Here is a 15,083-nt window from a genome sequence, read left to right as displayed (position 1 = left end):
GCCCTCATCCGAGGACGCCCCGGGTGCAGAGCCAGTCGAGGGCGTCCACCCCCATCCGGTCGGGTGCTTCGCGCAGCGCGTCCTCCACCGCCGTGAGGTCGGCCAGGGCTTCGGGCGCGTCCGACCGGTCCAGCGCGGCGAGACGTTCTATGGCCGAGGCGACGGTAGCGGGCCAGCCTGGCATGCCGAAGCTTGCGGGAGCCTTGACCGCGGCCGAGGCGGCTCTGTGCAGGACCCCGGCCCGCCAGCCCCGCTTCCGTATGGTCTCCGAGGTGTACCAGACCCGGTCGTCGAGCTGCTGGACGAACTCGTCCGTGGGCTCACCGCTGTTACGCAGCGTGAAGCACGAGCCGCCCGCCCACGGAAGATCCACGTCTGACGCGACGGCCTGAAAGGCGAGCAGTGCCTCGGGGTCGTGCTCCTCGGCGGCGATGAGCGCCACTCGAGCCCTGCGGTACAGATCGACACTCTGCGCGAACATCTCTCCGTCACTCGGCCCCCGGTCGACCGCGTGAATTGCGTCGAGCGGCCCGTCGCGCCACGCGTCGGCAACGAGACCCACCGCTGCCGCGCTGACGAGAAGCTCCGTGTCGTTCGCATCCACGCCGAAGTACTCCAGGACGGCGACGAGCTGGTCGGTCATCTCGGCTATATCGGGTCCGGCCGTCTCCTGTGCCGCCCCCGCCGCACCGTGTGCCACTGGCGGATCCTGGTGATCGATGACGACACCGTGCTCCGCTAGGTCCTCGAAGATGGCGTCCGGTCCGCAGTCGATATGCGAGCTGTGGTGACGGTCGGAGCAGCCCTCCGGACACTCGAACTCTTTGCACAGCTCCGGCTCGGCGGGTATGCCCTCGTTGATCAAGCCGTAGGCGAGCCTTTCCGCCACTGCCTCCCGCGCCGAGATCATCTCCAGGGCGAGCCGGAAGTCGGCGTCCTTGAGGGACGTATCTTCAGGGTTCGCGGAAGGCGGCGGCTCGAGGGCGTCGTTCGTGGCCCAGGCGTACGCCGACTCCAGTGAGACGAGGAGCCAGGCGATCCGGCGCGGTTCGAGCTTCTCCTCCTCGGCGAGCCGGGCCACGGCCTCGGCGGCCGTGCGCACGCCCTTGAGACCGGCCAGATGCCGTGCGAGCACCCGCGTCCACGCGGCCGATTCCGACTGGGCGCGCTCGGCGTCCTGGGCGAGCGCTGCGTCGCGCGACCGGCGTGCCCGCGCCACCAGGCGTCTCAGGCAGGGGCGGCATGCGAACAGACCGGACGTCTCGGTCGGGCCGAGCGGGACCGGCAGACGATCGTCGAAGGGCTCGTCGCAGAGACAGCAGTCAAGACGGCCCACGTGACGTGAAGTGGGTATGGCCGGCAGCGCGGCGCGGATCGTGGCATGGGCGTAGGCAGGGATGTGCATAGGTGGACAACTCCTCGGAAGAAGGCGCCGACCCCCATCGACGCCGACTTCCATGCTCCTCGCAGCCACCTGGGGGAAGTCACCGTCTGACGGGGCAACTGGGGAATTGGCGAAAGCTGACACGCCGCCGACCTGGCGACTCCTAAGGTGTTGGCAAAACTTGACATCGTGTTCCGGAAGGTGGTCCCCAGACAGTGATCGCTACGTCATCCCCTCAACCGAGCGGCGCGCACCGGGATTTGGTCGAGGCTCTACAGGAACTGCATCGGGCGACGGGCAGGCTGAGCCCGCGGAAGGTGAGCGCGCTCATCAAGGACCGGGACGATCTCCCGGGGAAGCTCAGCCATGAGGGCGTCCGGACCGCCCTTCAGGGGTTACGCGTGCCGCGCTGGGAGAACCTGCGCACCATCGTCGCCGTGCTGGCCGAGCGGTGCAGCCCGCCCCGGGACCCGCAGGAGGAAGAGGCTCGGTTCTTGCCGCTGTGGCGTGCCATCGCCGAGGGCGAGTCCGGCACGCTGAAGTCGGCGCGGGAACTCGATCTCAACGGCTGGGGAGGCGACGACGGCCGGTGGACCGCCGAACAGGTCGTCGGCATCCTGCTCAACCCATTCAACGCCATTGAGATCCATCCCTCGCTCGCGACGCCGCATGAGCCCTTGATGTCGGAGGACGACTGGGTGCGGGCGGGCGTGCGGCTCATCGAGGAGTCCGGCGCTGAGTTCGCCCTGCGCGCCCTGCTGCGCATTCTGAAGGGCGACTACGTGGGAGCCGAGAGCGGTGCGCCCTACGGCTATGAGAACCCGGGCTTCGAGACCGTCGAGGCGTTCGAGGTGTTCCGGTACGGCTGCCAGGAGATCTTGCGTCGGTTGCGATCCGAACCCAACCTTCTCCAGGACTCGATCCGTGCGATGCGCGCCGACGAGACGATGAGCCGCGACGACCGGGCGGAGATGCTTCGGGCAGAGTCGGACATGGGCCTGGTGCGCGAGGTCATGACGGTGACACCGGACACCTGGAACGACGTGTCCGAGGAGGCACACCACATGGTGTTCGGGTATCTCATCCAGAACGTCCAAACCGTCGGTCGCGCCGACCTGCCCCCGGCCGAGCGGTTCCGGATCACCTGGCGGATCCCGGAGCTGCGGACCGAGTGACTCCTTCCGCGCGGTCCCGGAAACGCGGCAGGGCCGCCCCTCATGGGGGGCGGCCCCGAAGCGCGGCTGAGGCGCGTCGATCACACGTCGAAGTAGAGCTCGAACTCGTGCGGGTGCGGACGCAGCTGGAGCGGGGCGATCTCGTTGGTGCGCTTGTAGTCGATCCAGGTCTCGATCAGGTCGGAGGTGAAGACACCGCCCTGGAGGAGGAACTCGTGATCGGCCTCGAGGGAGTCGAGGACGGCCGGGAGGGAGGTCGGGACCTGCGGGACGCCCGCGTGCTCCTCGGGGGCGAGCTCGTAGAGGTCCTTGTCGATCGGCTCGGCCGGCTCGATCTTGTTCTTGATGCCGTCCAGACCCGCGAGGAGCAGGGCGGAGAAGGCCAGGTACGGGTTGCCGGAGGAGTCCGGGGCGCGGAACTCGACGCGCTTGGCCTTCGGGTTGGAGCCGGTGATCGGGATACGCATCGCGGCGGAGCGGTTACGCTGCGAGTACACCAGGTTGACCGGCGCCTCGAAGCCCGGGACCAGGCGGTGGTAGGAGTTCACCGTCGGGTTGGTGAAGGCCAGCAGCGACGGGGCGTGCTTGAGGATGCCGCCGATGTAGTAGCGGGCGGTGTCCGACAGGCCCGCGTAGCCCTGCTCGTCGTAGAAGAGCGGGGAGCCGCCCTGCCACAGCGACTGGTGGACATGCATGCCCGAGCCGTTGTCACCGAAGATCGGCTTCGGCATGAAGGTCGCGGTCTTGCCGTTCTGCCACGCCACGTTCTTGACGATGTACTTGAACAGCATCAGGTCGTCGGCCGCGGCCAGCAGCGTGTTGAACTTGTAGTTGATCTCGGCCTGGCCGGCGGTGCCCACCTCGTGGTGCTGGCGCTCGACCTGGAGGCCGGCCTTGTTCAGCTCCAGGCTGATCTCGGCGCGCAGGTCGGCGAAGTGGTCGACCGGCGGGGTCGGGAAGTAGCCGCCCTTGTAGCGGACCTTGTAGCCACGGTTGTCCTGAAGCGCGCCGGTGTTCCAGGCGCCCGCCTCGGAGTCGATGTGGTAGAAGGCCTCGTTCGCCTTGGTCTCGAAGCGGACGCTGTCGAAGACGTAGAACTCCGCCTCCGGACCGAAGTACGCGGTGTCCGCGATGCCGGTGGAGGCGAGGTACGCCTCGGCCTTACGGGCGATGTTCCGCGGGTCACGGCTGTACTGCTCGCCCGTGATCGGGTCGTGGATGAAGAAGTTGATGTTGAGGGTCTTGTCCCGGCGGAACGGGTCGACACGCGCCGTGGAGAGGTCGGCACGCAGCGCCATGTCCGACTCGTGGATCGCCTGGAAGCCGCGGATCGACGAGCCGTCGAAGGCCAGCTCCTCGTGCGGGTCGAACGCCTCCGCCGGTACGGTGAAGTGCTGCATGACGCCGGGAAGGTCACAGAAACGGACGTCGACGAACTTCACGTCCTCGTCCGAGATGAACTTCCGAGCGTCGTCGGCGTTCTGGAACATCCAACTCCTCCTAGCCCGGCCGCGGTGGGACGGGGATATGTCCGGTGGCGCGATTCCATGTGCGGTGGCGCGCTCTCGCCGACCATAGGCAGACGGGATTTCCCGGGCATGACCCATTTGTTTCACCCAGGTTAACCGGCTCAAGGGTGGCCGCGGGGCCCTTGTGGCCTCGGAAAAGGCGCCGTATGGGGTCGCGGGAACCGCTGGGAAGGGGTCCGGCCGGGGGAACGTATGCGGTCGCAGTAACGTAGACGGGTGGACAAGAGGCAAGCAATCGGATCGTGGCTTTCCGGGCCCCGCGCGGCCGCCGAGGAGATGGGCGTCGACTTCGGCTACCGGGGCCAGGGCCTCGGTCTTCCCGAGAGCGGACCGGGCTCCATCGCGCCGCTGGGACGCCGTTTCGGGGCGCTCTTCATCGACTGGGGCCTGTGCCTGCTCGTCTCCTACGCGCTGCTGTCCGGCCGTGACGCCCAGGTCGCCGGGAACTGGGCGCTGCTGGTCTTTCTGGCGCTCAGCCTGGTCACCGTGGGCACCGTCGGCGCCACCCCCGGCAAGCTGCTGCTGAAGCTGCGGGTCGTCGGCGAGGGCGGGGTGCGGCTGAGCCTGCCGCGGGCCGTGCTGCGCAGTGTGCTGCTGGTGCTGGTCATCCCGGCGGTGGTCTGGGACCGCGACACCCGCGGGCTGCACGACCGGCTCTCCCGCGCGGTGCAGATCAGGGTCTGAGCCCGCGGATTGAATACAACCGCGTTACACACGAAACGGCGGCCTGGACAGAGAGTCCCGGCCGCCGTCTCGCATCCGTTTCGGTGAGGGAGGCGCTCAGCGCCCCTTCGGCATCCGCATCCCCTTGGGCATCGGGCCCTTCGGAATCGGCATGTTGCTCATCAGGTCGCCCAGCGCGCGCAGCCGGTCGTTCACCACGGTGACCTGCGCGCCCGGCAGCACCCGGGGGAGCTTCAGCAGTGTGGTGCGGAGCTTCTTGATCTCGACTTGGCCCTCGCCGGAGCCGACGATCACATCGTGGACCGGGACGTCGGAGACGATGCGCGCCATCTTCTTCTTCTCGGCGGCCAGCATGCCCTTGAGCCGGTTCGGGTTGCCCTCGGCGACCAGCACGACGCCCGCCTTGCCCACCGCGCGGTGGATGACGTCCTGGTTGCGGTTCATCGCCACCGCGGGGGTCACCGACCAGCCGCGGCCCACGTTCTCCAGCACCGCCGCCGCCGCGCCCGGCTGGCCCTCCATCTGTCCGAAGGCGGCCCGCTCGGCACGGCGGCCGAAAATGATCGCCATCGCGAGGAAGGCCAGGACGAAGCCCAGGATGCCCAGGAAGATCGGGTGGCCGATCCAGAAGCCGATCGCGAGAAGGACACCGAAGGTGACAATCCCCACGCCGGCGACGACAAGTGTGACCTTCGGGTCGACCCGCTTGGTCATCTTGTAGGTCAGGGCGATCTGCTTCAGCCGCCCGGGGTTCTCGGATGTTTCCTTCCTCGCCATACAGCGAAGTTTACGTGGCCTGGGAAGCCCCGGTGGACACGGCCTCCAGCACGTGTTCGGCCTCGTCCCGGTCCTTGGCCCGGCGCCGGTCCTCGAGCACGGCCGTCCAGGCGTTGCGGCGGGCGGTGCGCTGCCCGCCGCGCAGCAGCAGACCTTCCAGGACGAGGAGCGCGTCGGTGACGGACGGGCGTACGGGCGCAGCCGGCATGGATACCCTTCGGAAGCGGCGGATGATCGCTACGCACAACGTATAAGCAGTGCGTGGCTCAATCGTTACCCAATGGTGTTACCAGTGCGTGACTGGCCGGTCAAACACCGATGAAGCCCTGCTGTGGCCCGTATTCCGCCCTTGACCTGCGACGTTCTCAAAGCCCTCGAACCCGTGTGTGCTCGCAATCACACAGCGTGTTGCTCACACGGCCTACCGCCGACGGAACGTGACGGCGGAGCGAGGACGGAGAGTCAGACAGCCTGAGACGTCACCGCGACATTGCGCCGCTCGATGGCCTGCTGGTAGAGACGGCCGGCCCGGTACGAGGAGCGGACCAGCGGGCCGGACATGACACCGGCGTAGCCGATCTCCTCCGCCTCCTCCTTGAGCTCCACGAACTCATGGGGCTTGACCCAGCGCTCCACGGGGTGGTGCCGCGGGGACGGCCGCAGGTACTGGGTGATGGTGATCAGCTCGCAGCCCGCGTCATGGAGGTCCTGGAGCGCCTGGCTGATCTCCTCGCGCTCCTCGCCCATCCCCAGGATCAGGTTGGACTTGGTGACCAGACCGGCCTCGCGCGCCTTGGTGATCACCTCGAGCGAGCGCTCGTAACGGAAGCCGGGGCGGATCCGCTTGAAGATCCGCGGCACCGTCTCGACGTTGTGCGCGAGCACCTCGGGACGGGCCGAGAAGACCTCGGCGAGCTGCTCGGGGACCGCGTTGAAGTCCGGGATCAGCAGCTCCACACCGGTGTCCGGCATCAGGGAGTGGATCTGGCGCACGGTCTCCGCGTAGAGCCAGGCGCCGCCGTCCTCCAGGTCGTCACGGGCGACGCCGGTGATGGTCGCGTACTTCAGCTCCATGGTGCGTACGGATTCGGCCACCCGGCGCGGCTCGTCGCGGTCCAGCGCCTGCGGCTTGCCGGTGTCGATCTGGCAGAAGTCGCAGCGCCGGGTGCACTGGTCGCCGCCGATGAGGAAGGTCGCCTCGCGGTCCTCCCAGCACTCATAGATGTTCGGACAGCCCGCCTCCTGGCACACGGTGTGCAGGCCCTCCCGCTTCACCAGGCCGTGCAGCTCGGTGTACTCGGGACCCATCTTCGCCCGGGTCTTGATCCACTCGGGCTTGCGCTCGATGGGGGTCTGGCTGTTCCGGACCTCCAGGCGCAGCATCTTGCGTCCGTCGGGTGCGACTGCGGACACGTCCGGCACTCCTCTTTGCTCGACTCTGCTTGGCGGCTCGGCGTGGCGAGTTTGCCGGCGGGCTTGTCAATCGTCGGCGGTCACCAGGGTACGCCCGTGGTTCGTAAGGATTTACGTCCAGGGCAACCGAACGCTTTGAGGACGCATTCCCGCGGGGGCCGTCCCGGATTCCCGCGGGGGCCGTCCCGGAACGGCCGGAGCGATCCGGGGAGCGGCCCGGTAGGGTCAGACCGCTCGCGGCAGCGGGACGGAGGCCTCCAGGACGTCCCGCAGATGCCGCTCGACCACCGGCAGCACCTCGGCGATCGGCACATCCCGGCCCAGCTCCTCCGAGAGCGAGGTCACACCCGCGTCCCGGATGCCGCACGGCACGATCCGGTCGAACCAGGTGTTGTCCGGATTGCAGTTGAGCGAGAAGCCGTGCATCGTCACACCCTTGGCGATCCGCACCCCGATGGCGGCCAGCTTGCGGTCCTCGCGGCGCTGCCCGGCGTTGGACGGGGCGTACTCCGGACCGTTCAGCCGTGCGTCGAACTCCTCGTCCTCCAGCCGCGGGTCGAAGTCCAGCTTCAGCCCGCCGAGCGCGGGGCGCTGGTCCACCGGGTCGCCCAGCACCCACACCCCGCTGCGGCCCTCCACCCGGGTGGTCTCCAGACCGAACTCCGCACAGGTGCGCAGCAGCGCGTCCTCCAGGCGGCGGACATGCGCGATGACGTCCACCGGGCGCGGCAGCTTGAGGATCGGATAGCCGACCAGCTGGCCCGGGCCATGCCAGGTGATCTTGCCGCCGCGGTCCACGTCCACCACCGGGGTGCCGTCCAGCGGGCGCTCGCTGTCGGCCGTGCGCCGCCCCGCCGTGTAGACCGGGGGGTGCTCCAGCAGCAGGCAGGTGTCGGGGATCTCGTCCGCGAAGCGGGCGGCGTGCACCCGGCGCTGCTCCTGCCACGCCTCCTCGTAGTCCACGGCGTCCGCGCCGAAGCCCAGGTGGACGTAGGTAAGCGCCGATGAACCGGGGGCCGCCCCCGGGGAAGACGTGGTCACGGCGGTCACGGCAAGCTCCTTCTCGACCCGCGTCGGATGGGGTGGCGGAGCCTCGCGGCGGCGCCCCCGCCACTGTACGACCGTGTCCCCTTACGTCCGCACCCGGCTCGTTCTCACACGATCGGATGAATGGAGCCGGACGGCCGCGATCGGCCCTCGAGCGGCGGTTACATTCGCGCCGTTCCACAGAGCGATCAGGGAGACCGGCAGGCTGATGACGGAACGACCCCCGCAGCGCATTCCCAATCGTCAGCTCGCCGCGCTCATCGCCGAGGCGGGCTTCTCCAACGCCGGGCTCGCCCGGCGGGTGGACCAGCTCGGACTGGAGCACGGGCTGGACCTGCGGTACGACAAGACATCGGTGACACGGTGGCTGCGCGGACAGCAGCCACGCGGCACCACCCCGGCGCTGATCGCCGAGGTGTTCACCCGGCGGCTGGGACGCCGGCTGACCGCCCAGGACCTGGGCCTGGACGCGTGTGCGCCCGTCTACGCGGGGCTGGAGTTCGCCGCCACCCCGCAGGAGGCGGTGGACATCGTCAGCGGGCTGTGGCGCAAGGACTCCGGGAGCCATGCGGAGCTGCGGAAGATCGCGTTCACCCCGGCGGGTCTTGTCGTCCCCAGCCGCGACTGGCTGATCGGACGGCCCGACGACCGGGTGGCGCGCGGCGATCCACCGGCGGGGGCCGCTCCGGCGGGGGTGGGCGCCGGGGCCGGGCCGGGGGCCGGTGGCGCCGGTACCGTCGGGGCGGCCGGGGCCGGGGTCGGGCGGCTGCCCGCGCAGGGCGGCCGGGTGGGCGGCCCGGTGGGGGCGGCGATGGGGCGCGCGGTCGGTCAGAGCGCCCATGGCGCTCATGGCGCCCAGGGACCCCACGGCACCCATGGCACCCATGGCACCCATGGCGTTCATGGCCCGCACGGCGCCCATGGTCCTCAGGGCCGGGCGCCGCTGCCCCGCCAGCGGCGCCACGACCGCGACCGGCGCGGCCCGGGCTACCGGGTGACCTCCGGCGACATCGCGGCCCTGCGCTCGGTCGGGGAGCTGTTCGCGGCGCTGGACCAGACGTACGGCGGCGGCCACGCCCGGCAGGCCCTGGTGCGCTATCTCGAGCACGAGGGCGAGCCGATGCTGCGCGGCTCGTACAACGAGGCGACCGGGCGGCGGCTGTTCGGCGCGATCGCCGATCTGACCCGGCTGGCCGGGTGGACCTCGTTCGACATCGCCGCCCACGGCCTGGCGCAGCGCTACTTCGTGCAGGCGCTGCGGCTGGCGCAGGCGGCCGGGGACCGCACGTACGGCAGTTATGTGCTGGTCACGATGAGCCGCCAGGCCGTCTACCTCGGCCATGGGCGGGAGGCCGTACAGCTGGCCCGGGTGGCCCAGCAGGGGGTCGGCGGCGGCGCCCCGCCGGTGCTCCAGTCGCTGCTGCACGCGATCGAGGCGCGCGGCCACGGGGTGCTGGGCGAAGTACGCGCGTGCACCGCCTCGCTCGCCCGCGCCGAGCGGTCGCTGGAGGCGGCCCGGCCGGGGGACGAGGTGCCGTACTGGGCGCGGCTGTTCGACGAGGCACAGCTGGCGGACGAATTCGGCCACTGCCACCGCGATCTTCAGCAGTACCGCGCCGCCGCCCAGCACGCGGAGCGCTCCCTCCAGCTCCACGGCGCCGGTTTCGCGCGCAGCCGGCTGTTCTGCCGGGTGGTGCTGGCGACGGCGCGGCTGGGCCTCGGCGAGCTGGAGCAGGCGTGCCAGCTGGGCGCGGAGGCGGCGCAGCAGGCGTCGGAGATGCGGTCGGTGCGGGCGGCGGAGTACGTACGCGACTTCGAGCGCCGCCTGGAGCCGTACCGCGACGCGGCACCGGTACGGGGCTATCGGGAGCGGGTGGCGGCGCTGGGGTAGGGCAGCGGCTGGAGGAGGCGCGGCTGGGGTAGGGGGCCTGCCGCCGCTCAGGCTTCCAGCACGACGCCGAAGGTGCGCTCCAGACCGGTGCGACCGGCATCGGTCAGGTCGATCACGCGGCGGCGGCTGCCACGGCGGATCCAGTCCAGCGCGAAGAGCCGGTCCGTCAGGGCGGCGCCCAGCGCCCCGGCGAGGTGGTGGCGCTGCTCGGTCCAGTCCACGCAGTAGCGGATCAGCTGGCGGCGTCCGGCGAGCTCGTCCGCGTCCACGCCGAACGCGGCCAGCTCCGCGCGCCCCGGGGCCGTCAGCCGGTACGTGGTGTCCTTGCCCGGGGCGGAGAGCCGGTCGCGCTCCGCCGTCTCGGGGTGGAAGCGCCCGTCGCCGCCCTCCAGGACCCCACGCTCCAGCAGCGCCGCCATCAGGGCCACGCCGAGGGTGCCCGCGACATGGTCGTAGCAGGTGCGCGCCCGGCGCAGGGCGTGTGCGTGGGTGCTCTGCCGCAGCGAGGTGACGGGCAGCGGCGGGGCGATCCTGGCCAGCGCCTCGAGCGCCTCGCCGACGGCGGGGCCGGTCAGCCGGTAGTACCGGTGCCGCCCATGCCGCTCGACCCGCACCACCCCGGCCTCCAGCAACCTGGCCAGATGTCCACTCACCGTGGAAGCACTGACCCCGGCCTCACCGGCCAGCACGCTGGCGGGCAGCGCACGCCCCTCCAGCAGCGCCCGCAGGACGCGGGCGCGGGACGGGTCGGCGATCGCCGCGGCCGCGCGGGCGATGTCGGCGTCACGGGCATCCGTGGTGGTGGCCATGGCTCCAGCGTAGGACGGGGTCGCTTCGGCGCGGGCCGAAGTGTGGCGGGGCGGGCCGGAGTGCGGGGTGGGCCGGAGTGTGGCGGGGCGGGCCGGAGTGCGGGGTGGGCCGGAGTGTGGCGGGGCGGGCCGGAGTGCGGGGTGGGCCGGAGTGTGGCGGGGCGGGCCGGTGCAGGGGCGTGTCATGGGCGCACCACGATTCGGCCGTCACCGAAGGGACCAGGGGTGAGGCTGGAGGCATGAGGACGTACCGCTCCACCCGCTCCACACACCGGCCTCCGCGATCCTCGGACTCGCCCGTGGCGGGTGCCGTGCGGAAGGGGCCGCTGCTCGCCATCTGCCTCGGCTACTTCCTGGTCATCCTCGACGTCACCGTCGTCAATGTGGCCGTGCCCCGCATCGGGGCCGGGCTGGGGGCCGGGCAGGGGGCGTTGCAGTGGATCGTGGACGGGTACACGCTCGTCTTCGCCGGGCTGTTGCTGCTCTGCGGTGGGCTGGGGGACCGGCTGGGCCATCGGCGGGTGTTCCTCGCCGGGCTCGGGCTGTTCACGGTGGCCTCCGCCGCATGCGCGCTCGCGCCGGGCGCCGGCTTCCTGGTCGGCGCGCGGCTGGCGCAGGGGGCCGGGGCGGCGACCATGGTGCCCGCCTCGCTCGCGCTGCTCGGGGCGCTGCATCCCGAACCCGGCGCACGGGCAAGGGCGTTCGGGGTGTGGGGCGGGATCGCGGGGGTCGCCGCCGCGGCCGGGCCGGTGCTCGGCGGGGTGCTGGTGTGGGGCGTGGGCTGGCGGACCGTGTTCGTCGTCAACATCCCGCTGGGCGCGCTCGCCATCTGGCTCACGGTCCGCCATGTGCCCGGCACGCGCCCGCGCGCGGAGCGTCCGCCGCTGGACCTCGCCGCCCAGCTCACCGGCGTCGGCGCGGTGGCCGCCCTGACGGCCGGGCTGAACGAGGCGGGCGGGCGCGGCTGGACCGATCCGCTGGTACTCGGCGCGCTGGCGGCGGCGCCGCTCGCGGGGGCGCTGTTCCTGTGGCTGGAGCGGCGTGCGGCGGCGCCCGCGCTGCCACCGCGACTGCTGACCGGTTTCCGGTTCCCGGCCGCCCTGGCCGTGGGGGTGCTGCTCAACCTCGGCTTCTACGGGCTGCTCTTCCTCACCACCCTCTACTTCCAGCGCCACCGGGGCTGGGACCCGCTCGCCACCGGTCTGGCGCTGCTGCCGATGGGGGCGCTGGTCGCGCTCGCCTCGCCGCTGTCCGGGCGGGTCGCGGCGCGCGTCGGCACCCATGTGCCGGCCGTGGCCGGGCTGTTGACCGGGGCCGTGGGGCTGCTCGGCTGGGCGGCGGTGGGACCGCATACGCCGTATGCGCTGCTGGTCGTGCCGCTGCTGCTGACCGGGTTCGGCACCTCGTTCACCATGCCGTCGGCGACGATCGCGGCGATGGAGGCCGCGCCGCACGAGGTGCGCGGCGCGGCGTCCGGCGCGTTCAACGCGGCGCGGCAACTGGGCAGCGCCATCGGCGTGGCCCTGTTCGGAACCCTCGCGGCGGCGTCCGCGAACTCCGCCTTCTACGCCGGGATGCGGCTGTCCGCCGTGATCGCGGCCGGATGCTTCGTGGGGGGCGCGGTGCTGGCGGCGGTGTCAGGGCCCGCCGCCGGCACCGCGCCGGTCAGCAGCTCCGCCACAGACGCGTCATGACGCGTACGCCGAAGCGCAGCCCTTCGAGCGGTACGCGCTCGTCGACGCCGTGGAAGAGGCGGCCGTAGTCGAGGTCGTGCGGCAGCCGCAACCCCTTGAAGCCGTAGGCGCGGATGCCGAGCTTGGTGAACGCCTTGGCGTCGGTGCCACCGGGGTTGCAGTACGGCACGGGGTGGCCGTCCGGGTCCTCGGCGCGCACCGCCGCGCACATGGCGTCGACCAGCGGGCCCTCGAAGGGAGTCTCCAGGGCGATGTCGTGGTTGACCCACGCGCGGGTGACGGACGGCAGCAGCAGCGCGTCGATCGTGTCGAGCAGTTCCCGCTCATGGCCGGGCAGGAACCGGCCATCGACCCGGGCGGTGGCCCGCCCCGGGATCACATTGGTCTGGTAACCGCCGTTGAGCATCGTGGGGTTGGCCGAGTTGCGGAGCACCACCTGGATGAAGTCCTTGACCGGGCCCAGCTTGTCCAGGCTCGCCTCGATGCTCGACTGGTCCGTGTCGTCGAACTCCGTCCCGTACAGCCGCGCCGTCTCCGCGAGCAGCGCGCGGACCGGTTCGATGAGGCGGACCGGAAAGGTGTGCCGGCCGATCCGGGTGAGGGACTCGGCGAGGTCGGTGACCGCGTTCTCATCGTTCGGCGAGGAGCCGTGCCCGGCCCGGCCGGTGGCGGTCAGCTCCATCCAGGCCATGCCGCGCTGGGCGTTCTCGATCGGATACAGCCGGCGGGTGTCGTCGAGTGCGAAGGAGAAGCCGCCGCCCTCGCCGATCGCCTCGGTGACGCCGTCGAACAGTTCGGGTCGGTGCTCGACCAGCCAGTGGGCGCCGAACCTGCCCCCGGCCTCCTCGTCGGCGAGGAAGGCCAGGACCAGGTCGCGGGACGGACGCAGACCGGTGCGGGCGAAGTGGCGGACGGTCGCCAGCACGACGGCCACCGTGTCCTTCATGTCGATCGCGCCCCGGCCCCACAGATAGCCGTCGCGGATCTCCCCGGCGAACGGATGCACCCGCCACTCCCGCGGATCGGCGGGGACCACATCGAGATGGCCGTGGACGAGCAGGGCGCCGCGCGAGGGGTCCGTACCGGCGATGCGGGCGATGACGTTCGCCCGGCCCCGTACGCTCTCGATCAGCTCCGAGTCGATACCGACCTCGGCCAGTTGGGCCTGGACCCATTCGGCACAGGCCCGTTCATCGCTGGTGGGGTTGGAGGTGTCGAAGCGGATCAGTTCGGCGCAGAGGTCCACGACCTCGGCTTCGGCTGGGGTGGTCATGCCGCTCCTGCGGGAGTCGTCCGACGGGGGGTGGGGAGGTCCTGGTCCGCGTCCTCGCGGGCGGAGGTGCCGTACGGCTTGATCCAGCCGAGCAGACCGAGGCCGCAGTACAGGACGAACGCGGTGCCCAGCGAGTTGAGGGCCGGGATGCCGACGGTCACGTACTTGCCGACACAGAACGCGGCGGCCCAGATGACCAGCGACATCGGCACCCAGGTCGGCGAGGTCGCGGGCAGCGTCTGGGCGGCGCGGGTCTCGTCCAGCGGGCGGCGCATCCGCCGCACCACCCAGTACTCGGCGACGATGATCCCGCCGATGGGCGGGATGGCGATGCCGAGCGTCGAGAGGAAATCGGTGAAGTGCTCCATGACGCCGGCCGCCGACAGGGCCGTCCCCGCGAGCCCGAGGGCCACCGTGACGACACCGCGGTGCAGCCGCCTGCCGAAGACGACCTGGAAGAAGTTGACCACGCCGAGCGAGGAGCCGTAGAGGTTCCAGTCGTTGATCTTCGCGGTGGCCAGGATGACCACCACCGCGCCGACCGCACCGGAGGTGGAGAGCACGATGTGGGAGACATCGCTGCTCTTGACCAGGTGGCCCAGGAGCACCCCGGTCATGCCGACGATGTACTCGGAGAGGATCATCGACGACGCGCTCTGGACGAAGACGTGGGAGCCCTTGGCGTTGTAGCGGGTCATCTCGGGGGCGACGATCGCACCGGTCATATAGCCCCCCGCGATGGCGGTGGCGGCGACCGCGAGCGGCATATGCGGCCCCGGCGCCGGGGAACTGATCAGTTGGGACAGCGAATGGTCGCTGAGGGTGCCGACGATGGACCAGGCGACCAGGCCGAAGAAGAGCGGTGTGGCGATCTTGGCGAGCAGGGCCATGGACCGGAAGCCGAAGATCACCAGAGCGGTGATGGCCAGGCCCCCGACCGCGGACCACAGCCTGGGGGAGCCGCCGGCCAGAGCGGTGACATTGGTCGCGAAGATCGTGTTCTGGACCCCGAACCAGCCGATGAGACTGAGCGCGATGACAAAGCTGACCAGCGCCGAGCCATTGCGGCCGAAACCGATCCAGCGGGTGAGCAGCGGGGTCGCCAGACCCTCGCGCATCCCGGCCAGTCCGATCGCGAAGATGACCACCTCCAGGATGACCGCGCCGAGGGTGAAGGCGAGGAACGCCTGGCCGAAGGTCATGCCGACACCGATGGTGGCGCCGAGGGTGAACTGCGACAGCGACCCCGACTGCCCGAGCCACTGGAGCAGCATGGTCCAGAAGCCGAGCCGCTGGTCGCGGGGGACCCTGGAGAGCGAGTGGTCGTCGTTGCCGAGGCTCTTCGGGGGAGAGGAGGAGGCGGATGCCATCGGGACTCCGTAAGCGGTGGAATCGAGGGTGAACTCC

At 71.0% G+C, this 15,083-nt stretch carries 13 protein-coding genes; 4 read left to right on the top strand and 9 right to left on the bottom strand.

Annotated features, from left to right (window positions below; genetic code table 11):
* Window positions 1-4: 4 nt before the first annotated feature.
* On the bottom strand, window positions 5-1,405 hold the full coding sequence (locus ACJX2R_RS16660) for a hypothetical protein (RefSeq protein WP_413100730.1): 1,401 nt from the start codon (window positions 1,403-1,405) through the stop codon (window positions 5-7).
* A gap of 296 nt (window positions 1,406-1,701) precedes the next feature.
* Here ACJX2R_RS16660 and ACJX2R_RS16655 point away from each other — a divergent pair, with 296 nt between their 5' ends.
* Window positions 1,702-2,559 carry a hypothetical protein gene (locus ACJX2R_RS16655; protein WP_413100729.1) on the top strand — a complete coding sequence of 286 codons (858 nt, stop codon included), beginning with the start codon at window positions 1,702-1,704 and terminating at the stop codon, window positions 2,557-2,559.
* 80 nt (window positions 2,560-2,639) lie between these two features.
* On the opposite strand, the gene glnA is transcribed toward ACJX2R_RS16655, so the two are convergent.
* A complete protein-coding gene (gene glnA / locus ACJX2R_RS16650; protein WP_262706006.1) occupies window positions 2,640-4,049 on the bottom strand; it encodes a type I glutamate--ammonia ligase in 1,410 nt (469 codons plus the stop codon).
* A gap of 255 nt (window positions 4,050-4,304) precedes the next feature.
* Here glnA and ACJX2R_RS16645 point away from each other — a divergent pair, with 255 nt between their 5' ends.
* The gene (locus ACJX2R_RS16645; RefSeq protein WP_262706007.1) at window positions 4,305-4,772 is read left to right on the top strand and encodes an RDD family protein; all 468 of its coding nucleotides are present in this window, start codon (window positions 4,305-4,307) and stop codon (window positions 4,770-4,772) included.
* Between the two features lie 96 nt (window positions 4,773-4,868).
* Here the strand turns inward: ACJX2R_RS16645 and ACJX2R_RS16640 are convergent, their stop codons facing one another.
* The 4 genes from ACJX2R_RS16640 to lipB form a co-directional block, all read right to left on the bottom strand.
* On the bottom strand, window positions 4,869-5,549 hold the full coding sequence (locus ACJX2R_RS16640; RefSeq protein WP_138911032.1) for a DUF4191 domain-containing protein: 681 nt from the start codon (window positions 5,547-5,549) through the stop codon (window positions 4,869-4,871).
* A 10-nt stretch (window positions 5,550-5,559) separates the two neighbouring features.
* The gene (locus ACJX2R_RS16635) at window positions 5,560-5,757 is read right to left on the bottom strand and encodes a hypothetical protein (RefSeq protein WP_020871972.1); all 198 of its coding nucleotides are present in this window, start codon (window positions 5,755-5,757) and stop codon (window positions 5,560-5,562) included.
* Window positions 5,758-6,011: 254 nt separating this feature from the next.
* Window positions 6,012-6,962 (bottom strand): lipoyl synthase, encoded by a 951-nt coding sequence (gene lipA, locus ACJX2R_RS16630; protein WP_262706009.1) that lies wholly within the window; start codon window positions 6,960-6,962, stop codon window positions 6,012-6,014.
* A 225-nt stretch (window positions 6,963-7,187) separates the two neighbouring features.
* Window positions 7,188-8,012, bottom strand: a complete 825-nt coding sequence (gene lipB, locus ACJX2R_RS16625) for a lipoyl(octanoyl) transferase LipB (RefSeq protein ID WP_413100728.1) — start codon at window positions 8,010-8,012, stop codon at window positions 7,188-7,190.
* A 205-nt stretch (window positions 8,013-8,217) separates the two neighbouring features.
* Between lipB and ACJX2R_RS16620 the strand changes: the two genes are divergently transcribed.
* Window positions 8,218-9,900: a regulator gene (locus ACJX2R_RS16620; RefSeq protein ID WP_413100727.1), complete on the top strand. Its 1,683-nt coding sequence runs from the start codon at window positions 8,218-8,220 to the stop codon at window positions 9,898-9,900.
* Window positions 9,901-9,947: 47 nt separating this feature from the next.
* Here the strand turns inward: ACJX2R_RS16620 and ACJX2R_RS16615 are convergent, their stop codons facing one another.
* The gene (locus tag ACJX2R_RS16615) at window positions 9,948-10,709 is read right to left on the bottom strand and encodes an ArsR/SmtB family transcription factor (RefSeq protein ID WP_262706408.1); all 762 of its coding nucleotides are present in this window, start codon (window positions 10,707-10,709) and stop codon (window positions 9,948-9,950) included.
* Between the two features lie 239 nt (window positions 10,710-10,948).
* On the opposite strand from ACJX2R_RS16615, the gene ACJX2R_RS16610 reads away from it, so the two are divergent.
* Window positions 10,949-12,403, top strand: coding sequence for an MFS transporter (locus tag ACJX2R_RS16610; protein WP_413100726.1), 1,455 nt, complete (start codon window positions 10,949-10,951; stop codon window positions 12,401-12,403).
* On the opposite strand, the gene ACJX2R_RS16605 is transcribed toward ACJX2R_RS16610, so the two are convergent.
* Window positions 12,375-13,676, bottom strand: a complete 1,302-nt coding sequence (locus ACJX2R_RS16605) for a M20/M25/M40 family metallo-hydrolase (RefSeq protein ID WP_413100725.1) — start codon at window positions 13,674-13,676, stop codon at window positions 12,375-12,377. The genes ACJX2R_RS16610 and ACJX2R_RS16605 overlap by 29 nt on opposite strands.
* Complete coding sequence (locus ACJX2R_RS16600) at window positions 13,673-15,046, bottom strand: cytosine permease (protein WP_413100724.1); 1,374 nt, start codon at window positions 15,044-15,046, stop codon at window positions 13,673-13,675. The genes ACJX2R_RS16605 and ACJX2R_RS16600 overlap by 4 nt, the downstream gene beginning before the upstream one ends.
* Window positions 15,047-15,083: the final 37 nt, after the last annotated feature.

It is taken from the genome of Streptomyces sp. Inha503 (assembly GCF_047215865.1).
Taxonomy (GTDB): domain Bacteria; phylum Actinomycetota; class Actinomycetes; order Streptomycetales; family Streptomycetaceae; genus Streptomyces; species Streptomyces lycopersici.
This window is presented reverse-complemented; position numbering and strand designations above follow the sequence as displayed.